Raw genomic sequence first — 16,698 nt, forward strand, 5'->3', positions numbered from 1 at the left:
CCACCGAAGTCCGGATCGTCGATGCGCTGGGCGTCGAAGTTCCCTTGGGCACCGTGGGAGAGGTGGCCGTGCGCGGCGCCAACGTGATGCTGGGCTACTGGAACAAGCCCGAGCAGACGGCCGCCGCCTTGCGCGATGGCTGGATGCACACCGGCGACGGCGGGCGCATGGACGAGGACGGCTACCTATACATCGTCGATCGCCTGAAGGACATGATCGTCAGCGGCGGCGAGAATGTCTACTCCGCCGAGGTCGAGAACGCGCTGTCCCAGCACCCGGGCGTCGCCGCCTGCGCCGTGATCGGAATCCCGAGCGACGCGTGGGGCGAGGCGGTCCACGCGGTGGTGGTGCGCAAGCCGGGCGACAGTGCCAGCGCACAGGATCTGACAGAGCACTGCCGGCAATTGATCGCCGGCTACAAGTGTCCGCGCAGCGTGGAGTTTCGCGACGCGCTGCCGATGACGGGTGCTGGAAAGATCCTGAAAACCGAGCTGCGCAAGCCTTATTGGGAAGGCCGGACGGGTTCAGTGCATTGAGGGTCAGGACACCGCCCTCGGTCCGGCCCGCAGCATGCTCACGATGCCTGCCGCCAACGCCAGCACAGCGCCGATCCCGAGGCCGATCCTGGGCGCCGCGTCGGCGCATGCAACGCTGAAGAGCAGGCTCATGACGACCCCGCCTGCGGTTTGGCCGGCCAACCTGGCGCTGCCCTGCAGGCCTCCGGCGGCGCCGCTCCGCTCGGGGGGTGCCGAGAGGAACATGTTGCGGTTGTTGGGCACCTGAAACAGGCCGAAACCCAGGCCGCACAGCACGGTGAGAAGGACCAGCGGCTGCGGTCGGCTCGTCGCGGCCACAACGAGGCCGCCGAGAGACCGATCGCAACGAACGCAGCGCCCGCGGCGCAGAGCCAGGCTGTCGAGACGCGGTCGGCGAGGCGTCCTGCGAGCGGCGCGGCGACGGCCACCGTCAGCGGCCAGGGCGTCATGTAAAGCCCGGTCATCAAGGCGTCCTGCCCCAGGCTCTTCTGCAGGTAGAAGGGCAGCGCCATCAGGCCCGTGGTCGTGCCGGCGAAACAGCACACCGAGGCGATCACCGAGGTGCGGAATGAATCCGCGCGGAGCAGGTCGAGTGGGATCAAGGGCGCTGCCTTCGGCATTTCTCGCCGAACCAGCCCGGCCAAGACGAGGGCTGCCGCTGCGAGCAGGACGACAGCCAGCGCCGGCGCTGCCACCAGCAGTTCCGCGCCAATGACCAGGGATGCGAAGGCCCCTGCATTCAGCGATACGCTGATCGGGTCCAGCCGGCGCCCCGTGCCGGCGAGATTTGGCAGCGCACGGGTGGCGAGCAGCACGACTGCGCCCAGGGGCAGGTTCAACGCGAAGAGCCAGGGCCAGCTCGCGCCTGAAAGGATCGCCGCGCCGATCGTCGGCCCGGCCGCGGAGGACAGCGCCACGGCAAGCGCGTTCCAGCCGATCGCGGCGCCGAACTGCCGATGCGGAACTACGGCGCGCAGCAGCGCCATGCCGAGCGCCATCACGGCGCTACCCCCGAGGCCCTGGAGGAAGCGGGCCGCGACGAGGCAGGGCAGGGTCGGCGCAACTGCGCACAACACCGACGCCGCCGTGAACAGAGCCACGCCCGCCGTGAAGATGCGGCGATGGCCCAGGCTTTCCCCGAGCGCGGCGCAGGGCAGCAGTCYCATCACCAGGGCAGTCTGGTAGGCCGTGATGACCCATACCGACATGGCGGGCGTCACTTGCAGAGCGCGCGCGATCGTCGGCAGCGCCACGTTGGCGATGCCCGCGTCGAGCACCACGAGCACCATGGCCGCCAGCACCGCGGCGATCGCGCCGGTGCGCGGCCGCAGGGAGGGCGCGATGGACGCCGGCGCCAAGCCGTGGTCCATGGCCTGGGTGAGGGGCTGGGTCACGGCGTCCCGAAGGTCCAGGCGCCGTCCCGCTCGACGAACCTCGTCACGCGGTGTTCTTCCGTGTCCTCCTTCTTCAGGTCTCGCTCCGTGAAGCGGAACAGAAGCGCGGAACCGGTCATGCACCGTGTGTCGTGGATATCGCCGGGCAGATACACCTGGACCTGGCCGGGCCGCACCAGGGTCGAATCCCTTCTCACCAGTCGAACGCTGCCGTCCGGGTTGACAACCCGGGCATAGGTTCGCATCTCGATTTCACCGTGCTGCATCGCATAGACGACCCATCCCCTGCCGTGGTCGTGGGGCGGCCGGTAGAGCCCCGCGTATTCCGTGTGCGCCAGCAGCACAAAGCCGTGCGTCGGGTCCCGGTACAGCTCCTTGTTGGCCGGCGCTTCGCGCTGCAGCGCCGCCAGCCAGTCCTCGGCGGCGGGCGCCCGGACGAGCTTTTCCAGGTAGCGGCGACAACCGGCGATCACCTCGTCGCCCAGAGGTCCCCAAACCGATTTGATCCCTTCGATCGATGCTTCAAGAGAATTGCTGTTCATGTTCTTTCCTTCAGTTCCGCTTGGATGAAAGCGTGTCCCTTGAAGATAGGTCTGGGCGTGAAATAGCGGAAGGCGCAGCATTCGCAACATATACATGCGTCTGACGCGATGTCACGCCAGTCCGTGCTAGCGTCGGGTGTATGTCCGCGCCCGACCTGAACCTGCTCGTCACCCTGGATGTCCTGCTGTCCGAAGGCAGCGTCGCGCGTGCGGCCCGACGCCTGCGGCTGAGCCCGTCGGCGATGAGCCGGGCGCTGGCGCGATTGCGGGAAACGACCGGAGACCCGCTGCTGGTCAGGGCCGGACGCGGTCTGGTGCCGACACCCCGCGCGCTCGGACTGCGTGAGCGGGTGAGCCATCTGGTTCAGGATGCCGAAGCGGTCTTGCGTCCCGCCGAGGCACTGAATCTCGAGGCGATCGTCCGAGTGTTCACCCTGCGCACCAGCGAAGGCTTCGTCGAGACCTTCGGACCCGAGCTCTTGGAACGCGTCGGCAAGGAGGCGCCCGGCGTGCGGCTGCGCTTCGTGCAGAAGCCGGACAAGGAGAGCGCGTCTCTTCGCGACGGAACCGTGGATCTGGAGACGGGCGTCATCGGCGGCACGACCAGCCCCGAACTGCGTGTGCAGGCCTTGTTCAGGGACCGTTTCATCGGTGTCGTGCGCACCGGCCATGCGCTCTGCCAGGGTGAGATCACGCCGGGCCGCTATGCGGCCGGGAGGCACGTCGTCGTGTCGCGCCGCGGCTTCGACAAGGGACTGATCGATGAAGCCTTGAAGCCGCTCGGCCTGGAGCGGGACGTCGCGACGGTCGTCGGCGGCTTCTCGACCGCGCTGGCACTGGCGCGCGCCTCCGACCTGGTCGCCAGCGTTCCCGAACGGCACACCGCAGGCCTGCGCGCCGGCATGCAGAGCTTTCCGCTTCCGGTCCCCGTGCCGGAACTCACCGTTTCATTGCTCTGGCATCCGAGAATGGATGGCGATCTCGCGCATCGATGGCTGCGCGGCTGCGTGCGGGAGACATGCTCAGAACGCCACGCGCGCGCCGACCTCAACCCGGCCCCTCCCGCCGCAGGCTGATTCCCAGCGCGGTCTTCCGCAGGATCACCGCGAAGGACTGCACGGCCGCTGGCTTGCCCTCGCCGAGCCGCCACAGAATGCCCGGCGTGCGGATCGGGGTCGGGCTCTCAAGCGGGATCACCTTCAGGCCCGGCATGCCTTCCGGCACCGCATTGATGGCGACGATCGAGCCGATCATCGTGCGCGCGACCAGCGCGAGCATCGGCGCCACCGTCGACATCTCGGCCACCACGGTGGGCTCGGCGCCGCAGGCCCGGAAGCACTCGTCGAGCATGGTGCGGGTCGAGAAGGCGGTCGACACCAGCACCAGGTCCTGTCGGTGCAGCTCGACCATGCGGATGCGCTTGCGCCCCGCCAGCGGATGGGCCGGCGACACGACCAGCACCATCTCCTCGTTGTAGAGCGGCTCGAACCACAGGTCGCTCGGATCTTCCGGCCGGTAGGCGATGCCCAGGTCCAGTTCGCCGGCCGCGAGCCGGGCGACGATCACCTCGGCGGCGAGTTCCTCCACGCTGATGCGCACCGTCGGATGGCGCGCCAGGAACAGCGCCACGCATTCGGGGATCAGCCCGATGTTGAAGGTGTGGGTGGCGCCGATGCGCACCTTGCCCGTCAGGTTGCCGGCGCCCGGCTTGAGCAGCGCCACGCCCTGATCGACCTCCCGCAGCGCGCGCGAGGCAAAGCCCCGAAGCAGCTCCCCGGCCTCGGTTGTCACCACCTTCTTGCCGATGCGCTCGAACAGCGGCTGACCCACTTCTTCCTCGAGCTGCTTGATCTGGTGTGAGAGCGTCGACTGGGTCACGTGCACGCGCTCCGCCGCCCGCGTGAAGCTCAGGCAATCGGCCAGCGCGACGAAGTAGCGTAGATGCCTCATCTCCATGGAAACCCCTGCTAATGATCGATGCCATCGATGATATCGATGGAAAGTAATCATTTGTCAGCGCTTCGGCCAAGGCCTATCGTCCGCCCCATCAGGAGACAACACCATGGCCGACTACAACCAGGACAGCATCACGCAGGACGTGCTCGAAGCCTTCGGCAAGACGCCCGACCCGCGCCTGCGCCAGCTCATGAGCGCGCTCGTCCAGCACATCCACGCCTTTGCGCGCGAGGTCGATCTCAAGCCCGAGGAATGGCTCGCCGGCATGAAGTTCCTCGAGGCCACAGGGCAGATCTCGACCGACAAGCGGCCCGAGTTCATCCTGCTTTCGGACACGCTCGGCCTGTCGATGATGGTGGTGGCGCTGGCGCAGGCGCGCGCGAGCGGCGAAGCGAAGGGCGCGACCGAGGCGACCGAGGCCACGGTCGAAGGCCCGTTCTACTGGGCCGGTGCGCCGGAGCTGCCGCTGGGCGCCGACATCGGCAAGGGCGTGCTGGGCGAGCCGACCCTTTACATGGGCCGCGTGACCGATGTGCGGGGCGAGCCGCTGGCCGGCGCACTGCTCGATGTCTGGTCGGGCGACGGCAACGGCAAGTACGACGTGCAGCTCAGCAGCGAGCCGACGATGGGCGCGCGCGGGCGCTTCCACACCGACGCCCAGGGACGCTACTGGTTCTGGTCGATCCGGCCCGCCTACTACCCGATCCCGGACGACGGCCCGGTCGGCGAGATGATGCGCTCCACCGATCGCAGCATCTTCCGACCCGGCCACATCCACCTGCAGGTGTCGGCGCCGGGCCATGTGACGCTGACCACGCAGCTGTTCGTCGGCGGCAGCCCGTACATCGATGCCGACGCCGTCTTCGGCAAGCGCGACAGCCTGGTGGTCGACTTCGAGACCCATGCCCCCGGCAAGGCCGTGGATGGCCGCGAGATGGGCGTGCCCTACCACTCGGCCAGCTTCGACGTCCGCCTCGCGCCCGTGCCGGCCTGAACGCCCCTCGCACCCCTTCTTACTCGACAAGGATTCCCATGAAGATCGGCAAGGCCACCGTGCCCCGCACGTCCATTAGCACCTCGGACGCCCACAGCATCGTCATTCGCGGCTACGACCTGTCGAAGGAACTGATCGGCAAGGTGTCGTTCGTCGATCACTTCTTCCTGCTGCTGACCGGCCATTGGCCCACCGAAGGACAGGCCGCCGTGCTGAACGCCACGCTAGTGGCGATCGCCGAGCACGGCCTGGTGCCCAGCGTGCAGGCCGCGCGCATGACCTTCGCCGCGGCCCCCGATGCGATGCAGGGCGCGGTGGCGACAGGCATCCTCGGCTGCGGCTCTGTGGTGCTCGGCTCGTCGGAAACGGCCGGCCGCATGTTCAGCGAGATCGATGCCAAGGTGCAGGCGGGCATGGCGATCGATGCCGCCGCCCTCGAGGTGATGAAGGCCTGGCGCACGGCGGGGCGATCCCTTCCGGGCTACGGCCATCCGCTGCACAAGGAGCGCGACGAGCGGGTGGGCGCGCTGTTCGATGCGGCGCGCGCGGCCGGCACCGACCTGCGCTTCGTCGCCATCGCCGAGGCGGCCGAAGCCCTGCTGCCCGAGGTACTGGGCAAGCCGCTCAAGCTCAACGTCTCGGGCGCGATCCCGGCCGTGCTGCTCGGCGCCGGCTTCCCGGTCGAAGGGCTCAAGGGCGTGCCGATGCTCGCCCGCACCGCGGGCCTGATCGCCCACATGGTCGAGGAGATCCGCCAGCCGATAGGCTTCGCGCTGTCCTACCAGGCGACGCGCGAAGCGCAATACGAAGGCGAAGTGCCTGAGGGCTTCGGAGGGCGGCCCGCATGATACCGGTGCTGAAAGGCCTGAAGGTGGTCGAGCAGGGCACCTTCATCACCGGTCCGGCGGCCGGCATGCTGCTCGGCGACCTCGGCGCCGACGTGATCAAGGTGGAGCAGCCCGGCACCGGCGACCCGTTCCGCGCTTTCAAGAACGGTCTCTACAGCCCGCACTACCAGACCTACAACCGCAACAAGCGCAGCATCACGCTCGACACCAAGGACGGCGCCGACCGCGAGGTGCTCGACGCGCTGATCGCCGAAGCCGACGTCTACATCCAGAACTTCCGCCCCGGTGTGGCGGAGAAGCTGGGCGTCGGTGCGGAGCGTCTGCAGGCACTCAATCCGAAGCTGATCTACGTCGCGATCAGCGGCTTCGGCGCCACCGGACCGGCTGCCAACCGGCCGGCCTACGACACCGTGGCGCAGGCCGCGAGCGGCTTCCTCCACCTGCTCGTGAACCCGGAGAACCCGCGCGTGGTGGGCCCGGCCATCGCCGATTCGCTGACCGGCTTCTATGCCGCCTACGGGGCGCTGGGCGCGCTGTTCGAGCGCAGCCGGACCGGCGTCGGGCGCAAGGTTGAGGTGTCGATGCTCGAGGCCATGGCGCACTTCAACCTCGATGCCTTCACGCACTTCTTCCAGGTTGACGAGGTGATGGGCCCCTACAGCCGGCCCAGCGTCTCGCAGTCCTACGTGCTGCGCTGCGCCGACGACAAGTGGATCGCGCTGCACATGTCGTCGCCCGAGAAGTTCTGGCGCGGACTCGCGCTCGCGATCGAGCAGCCCGACATCTTTGAGGACGCGCGCTTCGCGACCCGCGACGCCCGCATCGACAACCAGGAGACCCTGATCCGGCTGCTGGGCGAGCGCTTTCAGACCCAGCCACGCGACGAATGGTGCCGACGGCTGCAGCGCGAGGACGTGCCCAACGCGCCGATGTACGACACCAGCGAGGCGCTCGAGGACCCGCAGGCCAAGCATCTGCAGCTGATGACTTCGGCCCAGCATCCGGTGATGGGGCTGTTCCGCACGGTACGTTCGCCGGTCAGCTTCGATGGCGAGCGTGCGCTCGAGGTGCGCCCGCCGCCGATGCTCGGCGAGCACAGCGACGAGATCCGCGCCGCGCTCAAGCGCAAATAGAACAACGACGGGACGGAGACAGGACATGGCTTTCAGGACGACGATTCAATTTCTCGGCGCGGCGGCGCTCGTTGCCGGCGCGCTGCTGCTGGGCGGGCTCGCGAAGGCGCAGGACAACAAGGGGCCGATCCGGATGGTCGTGCCCTTCGGCGCCGGCACCACCACCGACACGGTCGGCCGCATCGTCGGCGACGCGCTGGCCAGGAACCTGCAGCAGACGGTGGTCGTCGACAACCGCGCGGGCGCAGGTGGATCGACCGGCACCGACCTGGTCGCCAAGTCGCCGCCCGATGGCCGCACGCTGGTGATAGGGACCGTGGGCACGCATGCGATCAACGCGGCGCTGTTCAGCAAGCTGCCCTACGACACGGCGCGCGACTTCGTCCCCGTTGCCTTCATCGGCTACACGCCGACCCTGCTGGTGGTCGCGGCCGATTCGCCGTTCAAGTCGCTCAAGGACCTGGCGCAGGTTGCGGGCCGGCCGGCCGGCCTGACCTTCGCCTCGGCCGGCAACGGCACCTCCAGCCACCTGGCCGGTGAACTGCTGGCCCAGCGGGTGGGCGGCAAGATGCTCCACGTGCCCTACAAGGAGGGCGCCATGGCGCTGATCAGCGTGATGTCGTCGCAGGTCGACTTCATGTTCTATCACCCGGCCGCCGTGATGCCGCAGATCAAGGCCGGCAAGCTGCGTGCGCTGGGTTCGAGCGGCGCGGTGCGCAGCGCCGTGGCGAGCCAGGTGCCGACGCTGATGGAGCAGGGCATCGCGGACTTCGACCTGGTGGCCTGGTTCATGCTCTACGCGCCGGCGGCGACCCCCGCGGCCACCCTGGCGCAGTTGCGCACGGCCAGCGCCGCCGTGCTCGCCCAGCCCGAGGTGATGACGCGGCTGCGCGAGCAGGGCGTCGAGCCGGGCCAGATGCGCGCCGAGGACCTGCAGCCCTTCAACCAGAAGGAGCTGGTCAAGTGGGCGGGCCTGGTCAAGCGCTCCGGTGCGCAGGTCGACTGACAGATCCGATTCGCTTCGCTCATAAGAACCTACAGGAGACAGCAACCATGAAGACCGGAAAATTCCCAGGCATCGATCGGCGCGCGGCCGTCGCCACCATTGCCCTCGCGGCGAGCGGCTTGACCTTCGCGCAGCAGCCTGCTGGCCAGCCGATCCGCATCGGCAGCACGCTGGCGCTGACCGGCCCGCTGTCGGCCACCGCGCAGATCCACAAGCTGGTGGGTGAGGTCTACGTCGAGCAGCTCAACAAGCGCGGCGGCCTGCTCGGCCGGCCGGTCGAGTGGGTGGTGAAGGACGACCAGTCGAAGCCGGACCTCGCGCGCACGCTGTACGAGCAGCTGGTCACGGCCGACAAGGTCGACCTCCTGATGGGGCCGTACGCGACCGGCGCGATCCTGTCGGCGATGGGCGTGGCGCAGCGCTACAACAAGGTGCTGGTGCACCACACGCTGGGCATCCCGTCGCTGGCCAAGTACGACATGCAGTTCCCGGCCTGGTCGATCGGCTCGGACCCGGCGAACACGGTGCCGAACACGCTGTTCGACGCGCTGGCGGCGTCACCCAAGCCGCCGAAGACGGTGGCCGTGGTGACCAGCAAGTTCCCGTCGATCCAGTTCATGAGCGCGGGCGCGCGCGAAGTGCTCAAGAAGCGCGGCCTCACCGAGGTGCTCTTCCTCGAATGGGATTTCGGCAACCGCGACTTCGGCCCGATCGCCAATCGCGTGAAGGACGCCAAGCCCGACTTCGTCTGGGTCGGCGCCATCGGCCTGGAGGGCAACCTGCTGCTCGACGCGATGAAGAAGATCGACTATTCGCCGCCGCAGCACTTCTATCTTTACCCGGCGCCCGGCCCGCTGCTGGCGTCGCCGGACGCGAAGAACGCGCTGTCGGCGACGATCTTCGAGGCGCAGCCGCCTTTCACCTCCAACCTCGGCGCCGCCGAGTTCGTGAAGATCTACAGCGAGCGCGCGGCCAAGGCCGGCTTCAGTGATACCTCGGTCGAGACCCAGGCCGCGGCTTCCTACACCGCCTGGCAGATCCTCGAGGCCGGCGTGGTCGGCACCCAGAGCCTGGACGACAAGGCGATCGCCGCCTACCTCAAGTCGCACAAGATCGATACCCTGCAGGGCAAGCTGCGCTTCGACGGCACCGGCAACTTCGGCGACGACCTGATGCGCATCAAGCAGATCCAGGATGGCAAGTGGGTCGTGGTGTGGCCCAAGGAAGTCACCTCGGGTGGCGCCAAGCTGCTGACGCCGTGAACTTCACGCTGCCCAGCCTTTCGCTGTTGTCCCAGTCCATCCTGTCGGGCATCTTCGTGGGTGCGCTGTACGGCCTGATGGGCCTGGGCCTGAGCCTGAGCTGGGGCCTGCTCCGGCTGATCAACCTGGCGCACTTCGCGTTCGCCTTCCTGGCGGCCTACCTCTGCTACCAGCTCTCGACGATGGGCATGGACCCGCTGTTGACGCTGCTGGTCATCGTGCCGGCCTTCCTTGTGCTCGGTGCCGGCCTGCACTGGGTGATGGTCCGCTTCCAGGTGACGCCCTTCAATTCGCTGCTGCTGACCTTCGGCCTCACCGGCATCGCCGAGAGCGTGATCCAGTCGATCTGGACCGCCGACTTCCGCAAGCTCGAATCGAGCTATGCGGAGCAGAAGTTCAAGCTCGGCGGGTTGTTCGTGCCGGTGCCCGAACTCATCACGCTGCTGCTCGCGCTGAGCCTCACCTTCGCGGTCTGGGCGGTGCTGCGCTACACCGACCTCGGGCGCGCGATGCGTGCCGCCGCGCAGGACGCACCGGTGGCCGCGGCCTTCGGCGTCAACCAGAAGGCGATCGGCCTGGCGCTGGCCGGCACCTGCGCCGCGCTCGCCAGCGTCGCTGGCGTCTGCCTGGCTCTGAGCTTCACGCTGGCGCCGTCGCAGATGTACGCCTGGATCGGCGTCGTGTTCGCGGCCGTGATGCTGGGCGGCCTGGGCAGCGCGCTGGGGCCGCTCGTCGCCGGCACCCTGATCGGCATCAGCGAGGCGATCACCATGGCGGTGACCGCACCCTCGTGGGCGCCGATCGTCTCGTTCACGCTGCTGATCGTGATCCTCGTCCTGCGACCCGGAAAGACCGCATGATCTTCCAACGAACCCCGATGGTCATCGTGCTGGCCGGCGCGGCCCTGGCCTTTGTGCCGCGGCTGGGCCTGCCGGCCTTCTACGACTCGCTGCTCTACCTGATGCTGCACTGGGTGGTGCTGGCGACCTCGTGGAACATCCTGTCCGGCTACTCGGGCTACTTCTCCTTCGGCCACGGCGCCTTCTTTGGCGCCGGCATCTACACCAGCGCCAACCTGATGGCACGCTACGACTGGCCCTTTCTCTGGACCCTGCCGGTGGCCGCGGGCGTCGCCGCGCTGCTCGGCGTGGCGCTGGGTGCCGTGGTGTTCCGCGTCAAGGGCGTGCGCGGCGAGCTGTTCGCGCTGCTCACGCTGGCGATCACCTTCGTGATTGGCACCATCGTGGTTAACACGCCGCTGGACGGCGGCAATGGCGTCTCGCTGGCCGCGGTGCCTGTGCCGAAGATCGGGCCCACGCCCTCGGCCACCTTCTACCTGCTGGCGCTCGCCGCGGCCGTGGCCACGCTGCTGATCGCCTGGGCCATCCAGGTGTCGAAGTTCGGCGCCGGGCTGTTCGCGATCCACGACGATGAGGACGCCGCCGAGGTGCTGGGCGTGCCCACCTACCGCTACAAGCTCTTCGCACTGGCGATCTCGTGCGCGCTGGCCGGAGTGGCCGGCGGCATCCACGCGCTGTTCCTTTCCTACGTGACCGCCGGCGACGTCTTCACGATCACGGTGCCGCTGACGGTGGTGCTGATGAGCGTGCTCGGCGGCACGCGCCACTGGGCCGGGCCGGCGATCGGCGCCGTGGTCATCACTGGACTGCTCTACAGCTTCACGGCGGCCGACCATGCGGTGGCCGGCAAGGCCATGATCGGTGTCATCCTGATCGCGGCGATCCTGTTCATGCCCGACGGTATCCTCGAGCGCCTGCGCCGCATCTGGAAGCGCGCGCCGGCCGTGCCGAGCGGCCCGACTCCGGTGTCCGAGGCGCCGGTCCGCTCCGCCGCGACCGCAGGCGCGCGGGGCGACGTGCTGCTGCGCGTGCAGGGCCTGTCGAAGGCCTTCAAGGGCGTGCGCGCGCTGGGCGGCGTCGATGTCGAGGTGCGGCGCGGCGAGATCCTCGGCCTGCTGGGGCCCAACGGTTCCGGCAAATCGACCTTCATCAATGTCGTCAGCGGCCATTTCGCGCCGACCGGCGGCGAGATCTGGTTCGAGGGCCGCTGCCTGAACGGCCTGCCGGCGCATCGCATCGCGGGCAGCGGCATCGCCCGCACCTATCAGATCCCGCGTCCGTTCGCGCACCTGAGCGTGCTGCAGAACGTGGCGGTCGCGACGATGTTCGGCGGCTCGACCCGCAACCCCGCCGCGGCCTGCAGGCAGGCGATGCGCTGGCTCGAGTTCACCGGCCTGGAGGACAAGGCCGGCGCGCGGCCGGACGACCTGAACCTGCACCAGCGCAAGTTCCTCGAGCTCGCCCGCGCGCTGGCTGCGCGGCCGCGGCTGGTGCTGCTTGACGAGGTGCTGTGCGGGCTGACGCCGAGCGAGATCGACGATGCGGTGGCGCTGATCCGGCGCATCCGCGACCAGGGCTCGACCATCGTCTTCGTCGAGCACGTGATGCGCGCCGTGATGGCGCTCACCGACCGGATCGTAGTCCTGAATCACGGYGAGCTGCTGGCCGAAGGCGCGGTCGGCGACGTCATGCAGCGGCCMGAGGTTATGACCGCCTACCTGGGGAAGGCCCATGCTTGAAGTGCGCGATCTCCAGGTGGCCTATGGCGCCGCGCAGGCGCTGTGGTCGGTCTCGCTCGACGTCCGGGACGGCGAGCTGCTGTGCGTGGTGGGCCCCAACGGCGCCGGCAAGACCACGCTCATCAACACCATCGCAGGCATGCTGCGCGCGCGCGGCGGAAGCATCTCGCTCGACGGCCGCGACATCACGCAGCTRCCGGCGCACCGCTTCTGCGACGTCGGCATCGCGCTGGTGCCCGAGGGCCGGCGCCTCTTCACGGGCATGAGTGTGCTCGAGAACCTGGAGCTCGGCAGCTACCTGCCGAAGGCCAAGTCCGAACGGCGGGAGACGCTGGCGCAGGTCATCGAGCTGTTCCCGGCTATCAAGGAGAAGCTCGCGAGCCCGGCGGGCGAACTCTCGGGCGGCCAGCAGCAGATGGTCGCGATCGCCCGCGCGTTGATGGCGCGGCCGCGGCTGCTGCTGCTCGACGAGCCCTCGCTCGGCCTGTCGCCGCGCATCGTGCACGACATGTTCGCCGCCATCCGGCGTATCAACGCGGGAGGCATGTCGGTGCTGCTGGTCGAGCAGAACGTCGTGATGGCGATGGAGATCTCGCAGCGAGCCTACGTGCTCGAAGAAGGCCGCGTGGTGGCCGAGGGCGCGCCGCAGGAGCTGCTGTCCCGGCCCGAGATCCAGCGCGCCTATCTGGGCGTCTGACGCGTCCTTGTCCATTGTTCCACCAGACCCTGGAGATCCGCATGCTGTTTCCCACCACCATCGTCGGCAGCTTCCCGCAACCCGACTGGCTGATCGACCGTGCCAAGCTCGCCGGCCGCTTCCCGCCGCGCGTGCGGGCACGCGAGCTCTGGCGCATTCCGCCGCAGTACCTGGAAGAGGCGCAGAACGACGCCACGCTGATCGCGATCCGGGCCCAGGAGGAGGCCGGCCTGGACATCGTGAGCGACGGCGAGATCCGGCGCGAGAGCTATTCGAACCGCTTCGCGACCGCGCTCGACGGCATCGACCTCGACAACCCCGGCACGGCGCTGGACCGCTCGGGCCATCCGAACCCGGTGCCGCGCATCGTCGGCCGCATCCGGCGCCGCCATGCGGTCGAGGTCGAGGACCTGAAGTTCCTGCGCGCCCACACCGACCGGCAAGTCAAGATCACCGTGCCCGGTCCGTTCACGATGCTGCAGCAGGCGCAGAACGACTTCTACGGCAGCGAGGAAGAAGCGGCGATGGACTATGCCGAGGCGGTCAACGCCGAGATCCGCGACCTGTTCGCGGCCGGCGCCGACGTGGTGCAGATCGACGAGCCCTATATGCAGGCGCGGCCCGAGAAGGCACGGCAGTACGGCCTCGCGGCCCTGAACCGCGCGCTCGACGGCATCACGGGGACGACCGCAGTCCATATCTGCTTCGGCTACGCGGCGATCATCCACGAGCGGCCCAGCGGCTACTCCTTCCTGCCCGAACTGGCGCAATGCAGCTGCCGGCAGGTGTCGGTCGAGACGGCGCAGTCGCACCTGGACTGCTCGGCGCTGCAGGCGCTCGACGGCAAGCGGGTGATGGTGGGCTGCATCGACCTGTCGACGCCCGAGGTCGAGTCGGTCGAGACTATCGTCGAGCGCATCCGCCGTGCGCTGCCGTATGTCAAGCCCGAGAACGTGATCTTGGCACCCGACTGCGGCATGAAGTATCTGGCGCGCGACGTCGCCACGGCCAAGCTGCGGGCGATGGTCTCGGCGGCGAAGATCCTGCGCGAGGCGCACGGCGCCGCGTGAGCCCCCTGGGACATTCCGTGAAGACCATCAAGACCGCCATCCTCATCGGCAGCCTGCGCAAGGCCTCCCTCAATCGCCGGCTGGCCCGGGCGCTGACTAAGCTGGCGCCACCCGAACTCGATTTCCACGAGATCGCGCTTGGGGACCTGCCGATGTACAACGGCGACCTGGAGGCGGACAGGCCGGCCGCGGTCAACGCATTCACCACGCAATGCGCGCGGGCGGATGCCATGCTCATCGTCATGCCCGAATACAACCGCTCGGTCCCCGCGGTGCTGAAGAATGCGATCGACTGGGGCTCCAAGCCGATGGATCGCAATGTGTGGAAGGACAAGCCGATCGCCATCACCGGGACTTCGCCGGGCGCGATCGGCACCGCCGTCGGCCAGCAGCACCTGCGGCAGATCCTCGGCATCCTCGGCGCTTCCGTGGTCGGCGGCGAGGCCTACATTTCGTTCAAGCCCGAGCTTCTGGACGCGGAGGACACGGTGCGTGAAGCAGCGACGGCCGCGTTCCTTCGTGCCTATCTGGCTCGGTTCTCCTCGTTCGCGGGAAGGCTCCTGGCCGACTGACGCGAGGCCTGCCGGCCGGCTTCAGGGGCCTGCGTTGCGCAGTGCCTCGCTGCGCTGAACGAAGCGCGCCGCCCATTCCGAGACTGGGCCCGGACCCATCCTTGGGTCCGACCTCTCGACCCGTGCACGCGTGTCGCGCCGCTCAAGGCCATCGCTCTATCGAACTCGGCCCGGCGCGATCCCGTCAATCGCCCCGAAGCTTGGCGCTTTGAACGAGGGCCTTGGAAGCCACGGCCTCGTCGTCGATGACTTTCTGGAAGGCGATCGCGGACCCGCCCACCGCGGTGGTCCCCATGCCGTCGATCGTCGCCTTGACCGCCGGGTCGGACACCACCCTGTTCAACTCGGCATTGAGCTGCGCCAACACTAGCGCAGGCGTTCCCTTGGGGGCAAGGATCCCGAGCCAGGTCAGGTGTACGAAGGGTTTGCCGATCACTTCCGTGACGGTCGGTACCTCGGGCAGCGTCGGCCAGCGCTTCTCGGAGGTGACCGCCAGCGCCCTCAGCTTCCCCGCCTTGATGTGGGGAAGTGCTGCTCCCAAGGTGGATGACACCACCGGAATCTGACCGCCCATGGCGTCCGCGAGCGACGGGCCGGAGCCTTTTGTCGGGGCGGAACTGCTTGCCCACGGTCGTTGCGTGATGGATGCTGGTGTAGAAGTCGGTGTAGTCGCCGATCTCGCAAGGCAAACCCATCTCGACCCTGGCTTGCGGAACCAGCGCGGCCTTGAACTTCGATTGTTGCGCGCTGCCCTGGCGCATGCCTTCCGAGATGGCTTGTCGGATCGCCAGACGGGCTTCTCGCGGAAGACGCATCAACTGGTTCATCTGTCCGCTTTGAACCAGGCCCACGCGGCGCAGGTCGAGCACCTGGTCCCCGATGGCGACACCGATGCAGAGGCCGCTGTCATGCTCGCGTCGGAATCGGCCGAAGGGAAGGTTCTGGATCGGGAAGTCGCAAGCGGGATCGTTGGCGGATTCGAGCCAGCTTTTCAGACTCGCGTCGTGCGTAGTGTCGGTGGTGGGTGTCATGGTAGGTTCCTCGGTGGCGTTCAAGGCTTGTTCGGATCGAAGTGCTTCTGCAGTCCCTGCCAGCAACGGTAGTAGTCGACCTGCAGTTCGGCCGATTCGAGCGCATGCCGGGTCGGGCGCAGCACGCAGCGGGTCTCGAACATGAAGGCCATCGTGTCGCGAATCACGTCGGGCTTCGACAGGTCGGCCGGCTGGCTTTCTCGAAGGTCTCCGCGTCCGGACCGTGGCCGGTCATGCTGTTGAGCAGGCTCGCTCTCCCGGGCGAGAAGCCTTCGGCCTTCGAGTCGTAGGCGCCGTGCACCAGGCTCATGAACTCGCTCGCGACAGCGATGGAACCAGGGTGGGCGGAAGGTGTCCTGCATGGCCAGCACGCGCGGCGGAAAGATCACGAAGTCGATGCTGCTGAAGCTGGGCGTGTCCGAGGCGCTGTGCAGGACAAGGAATATCGACGGATCGGGATGGTCGAAGCTGATCGAACCGATGGCATTGAAGCGGCGCAGGTCGTACTTGTACGGTGCGTCGTTGCCGTGCCAGGCGACGACATCGATCGGAGAGTGCGTCTTTGGCGGCGATGGTCGACGTGGACATGCTTGTCTCCTGGAACTTGGTAGAGGCGAATCGACGGGGCGCGACGACTCCTTCGGCGAAAGCCTTGCGCGTGGAAACTAGCTGTCGGTCGGCCTCTCCCCGGAGGCCGAAGCTCGGACCTCAGTCCGTCTTCAGGACGCCGCGGCGCACCTGGTCGCGCTCGATCGACTGGAACAGGGCCTTGAAGTTGCCYTCGCCGAACCCGTCGTCGCCCTTGCGCTGGATGAACTCGAAGAACACCGGGCCGCCGAAGGCGGTCTCCGAGAAGATCTGCAGCAGCAGGCGCGGGKTGCCGCCCTCGGTGCTTCCGTCGAGCAGGATGCCGCGCGCCTGCAGTTCGGCGACCGGCTGGCCGTGGCCTGGCAGCCGCGTCTCGAGCATCTCGTAGTAGATGTCGTTGGGTGCGGTCATCAAGGGCACGCCGGCCAGACCGAGCTGGTCGATGGTGTCGATCAGGTTGTCGCTGAGGA

General features: G+C 68.1%; 17 protein-coding genes and 3 pseudogenes. 12 read left to right on the forward strand and 8 right to left on the reverse strand.

Going from position 1 to position 16,698, the window contains the following annotated elements; all coding sequences use genetic code 11:
* A partial coding sequence (locus AC1DY5_RS14900; protein ID WP_478112441.1) for a class I adenylate-forming enzyme family protein occupies positions 1–536 on the forward strand: 536 nt, incomplete at its 5' end.
* A 3-nt stretch (positions 537–539) separates the two neighbouring features.
* Here AC1DY5_RS14900 and AC1DY5_RS14905 read toward each other — a convergent pair.
* Genes AC1DY5_RS14905 through AC1DY5_RS14915 form a run of 3 tightly spaced genes read right to left on the reverse strand, consistent with a single transcriptional unit; the run spans position 540 to position 2,472 of the window.
* Positions 540–668, reverse strand: a complete 129-nt coding sequence (locus AC1DY5_RS14905) for a hypothetical protein (protein ID WP_478112443.1) — start codon at positions 666–668, stop codon at positions 540–542.
* A complete protein-coding gene (locus AC1DY5_RS14910; RefSeq protein WP_478112444.1) occupies positions 665–1,930 on the reverse strand; it encodes an MFS transporter in 1,266 nt (421 codons plus the stop codon). The genes AC1DY5_RS14905 and AC1DY5_RS14910 overlap by 4 nt, the downstream gene beginning before the upstream one ends.
* Positions 1,927–2,472 carry a hypothetical protein gene (locus AC1DY5_RS14915; protein ID WP_478112445.1) on the reverse strand — a complete coding sequence of 182 codons (546 nt, stop codon included), beginning with the start codon at positions 2,470–2,472 and terminating at the stop codon, positions 1,927–1,929. Before AC1DY5_RS14915 ends, AC1DY5_RS14910 begins: the two co-directional genes overlap by 4 nt.
* 140 nt (positions 2,473–2,612) lie before the next feature.
* On the opposite strand from AC1DY5_RS14915, the gene AC1DY5_RS14920 reads away from it, so the two are divergent.
* Positions 2,613–3,548 (forward strand): LysR family transcriptional regulator, encoded by a 936-nt coding sequence (locus tag AC1DY5_RS14920; RefSeq protein ID WP_478112447.1) that lies wholly within the window; start codon positions 2,613–2,615, stop codon positions 3,546–3,548.
* On the opposite strand, the gene AC1DY5_RS14925 is transcribed toward AC1DY5_RS14920, so the two are convergent.
* Positions 3,520–4,428 carry a LysR substrate-binding domain-containing protein gene (locus AC1DY5_RS14925; RefSeq protein WP_478112448.1) on the reverse strand — a complete coding sequence of 303 codons (909 nt, stop codon included), beginning with the start codon at positions 4,426–4,428 and terminating at the stop codon, positions 3,520–3,522. The two genes, AC1DY5_RS14920 and AC1DY5_RS14925, sit on opposite strands and share 29 nt — an antisense overlap.
* A gap of 106 nt (positions 4,429–4,534) precedes the next feature.
* Between AC1DY5_RS14925 and AC1DY5_RS14930 the strand changes: the two genes are divergently transcribed.
* From AC1DY5_RS14930 to AC1DY5_RS14975, 10 genes are read left to right on the forward strand one after another with little or no spacing between them, the layout of a single operon-like run.
* The gene (locus AC1DY5_RS14930; RefSeq protein WP_478112450.1) at positions 4,535–5,422 is read left to right on the forward strand and encodes a dioxygenase family protein; all 888 of its coding nucleotides are present in this window, start codon (positions 4,535–4,537) and stop codon (positions 5,420–5,422) included.
* Between the two features lie 38 nt (positions 5,423–5,460).
* Positions 5,461–6,270, forward strand: a complete 810-nt coding sequence (locus AC1DY5_RS14935) for a citryl-CoA lyase (RefSeq protein WP_478112452.1) — start codon at positions 5,461–5,463, stop codon at positions 6,268–6,270.
* The gene (locus AC1DY5_RS14940) at positions 6,267–7,403 is read left to right on the forward strand and encodes a CaiB/BaiF CoA transferase family protein (protein WP_478112454.1); all 1,137 of its coding nucleotides are present in this window, start codon (positions 6,267–6,269) and stop codon (positions 7,401–7,403) included. Before AC1DY5_RS14935 ends, AC1DY5_RS14940 begins: the two co-directional genes overlap by 4 nt.
* Positions 7,404–7,428: 25 nt before the next feature.
* On the forward strand, positions 7,429–8,409 hold the full coding sequence (locus AC1DY5_RS14945) for a Bug family tripartite tricarboxylate transporter substrate binding protein (RefSeq protein WP_478112456.1): 981 nt from the start codon (positions 7,429–7,431) through the stop codon (positions 8,407–8,409).
* 47 nt (positions 8,410–8,456) lie between these two features.
* A complete protein-coding gene (locus AC1DY5_RS14950) occupies positions 8,457–9,671 on the forward strand; it encodes an amino acid ABC transporter substrate-binding protein (RefSeq protein ID WP_478112458.1) in 1,215 nt (404 codons plus the stop codon).
* Positions 9,668–10,531, forward strand: a complete 864-nt coding sequence (locus AC1DY5_RS14955; RefSeq protein ID WP_478112459.1) for a branched-chain amino acid ABC transporter permease — start codon at positions 9,668–9,670, stop codon at positions 10,529–10,531. Before AC1DY5_RS14950 ends, AC1DY5_RS14955 begins: the two co-directional genes overlap by 4 nt.
* Positions 10,528–12,270 (forward strand): branched-chain amino acid ABC transporter ATP-binding protein/permease, encoded by a 1,743-nt coding sequence (locus tag AC1DY5_RS14960; protein WP_478112461.1) that lies wholly within the window; start codon positions 10,528–10,530, stop codon positions 12,268–12,270. Before AC1DY5_RS14955 ends, AC1DY5_RS14960 begins: the two co-directional genes overlap by 4 nt.
* Positions 12,263–12,967: an ABC transporter ATP-binding protein gene (locus AC1DY5_RS14965; RefSeq protein ID WP_478112462.1), complete on the forward strand. Its 705-nt coding sequence runs from the start codon at positions 12,263–12,265 to the stop codon at positions 12,965–12,967. Before AC1DY5_RS14960 ends, AC1DY5_RS14965 begins: the two co-directional genes overlap by 8 nt.
* A 41-nt stretch (positions 12,968–13,008) precedes the next feature.
* Positions 13,009–14,037: a uroporphyrinogen decarboxylase family protein gene (locus AC1DY5_RS14970; protein ID WP_478112464.1), complete on the forward strand. Its 1,029-nt coding sequence runs from the start codon at positions 13,009–13,011 to the stop codon at positions 14,035–14,037.
* Positions 14,038–14,054: 17 nt separating this feature from the next.
* On the forward strand, positions 14,055–14,609 hold the full coding sequence (locus AC1DY5_RS14975) for an NADPH-dependent FMN reductase (protein WP_478112465.1): 555 nt from the start codon (positions 14,055–14,057) through the stop codon (positions 14,607–14,609).
* A 184-nt stretch (positions 14,610–14,793) separates the two neighbouring features.
* On the opposite strand, the gene AC1DY5_RS14980 is transcribed toward AC1DY5_RS14975, so the two are convergent.
* The 4 genes and pseudogenes from AC1DY5_RS14980 to AC1DY5_RS14995 all read right to left on the reverse strand — a co-directional run.
* Positions 14,794–15,183 (reverse strand): tripartite tricarboxylate transporter substrate-binding protein, encoded by a 390-nt coding sequence (locus AC1DY5_RS14980; protein WP_478112467.1) that lies wholly within the window; start codon positions 15,181–15,183, stop codon positions 14,794–14,796.
* 121 nt (positions 15,184–15,304) lie between these two features.
* Positions 15,305–15,640: pseudogene (locus tag AC1DY5_RS14985) on the reverse strand (fumarylacetoacetase); the annotation flags it as partial.
* A 20-nt stretch (positions 15,641–15,660) separates the two neighbouring features.
* A pseudogene (locus AC1DY5_RS14990) lies at positions 15,661–16,197 on the reverse strand (homogentisate 1,2-dioxygenase domain-containing protein); the annotation flags it as partial.
* A gap of 151 nt (positions 16,198–16,348) precedes the next feature.
* Positions 16,349–16,698 (reverse strand): annotated as a pseudogene (locus AC1DY5_RS14995) (4-hydroxyphenylpyruvate dioxygenase); the annotation flags it as partial.

This window comes from Variovorax sp. P4_D9 (assembly GCF_056401695.1).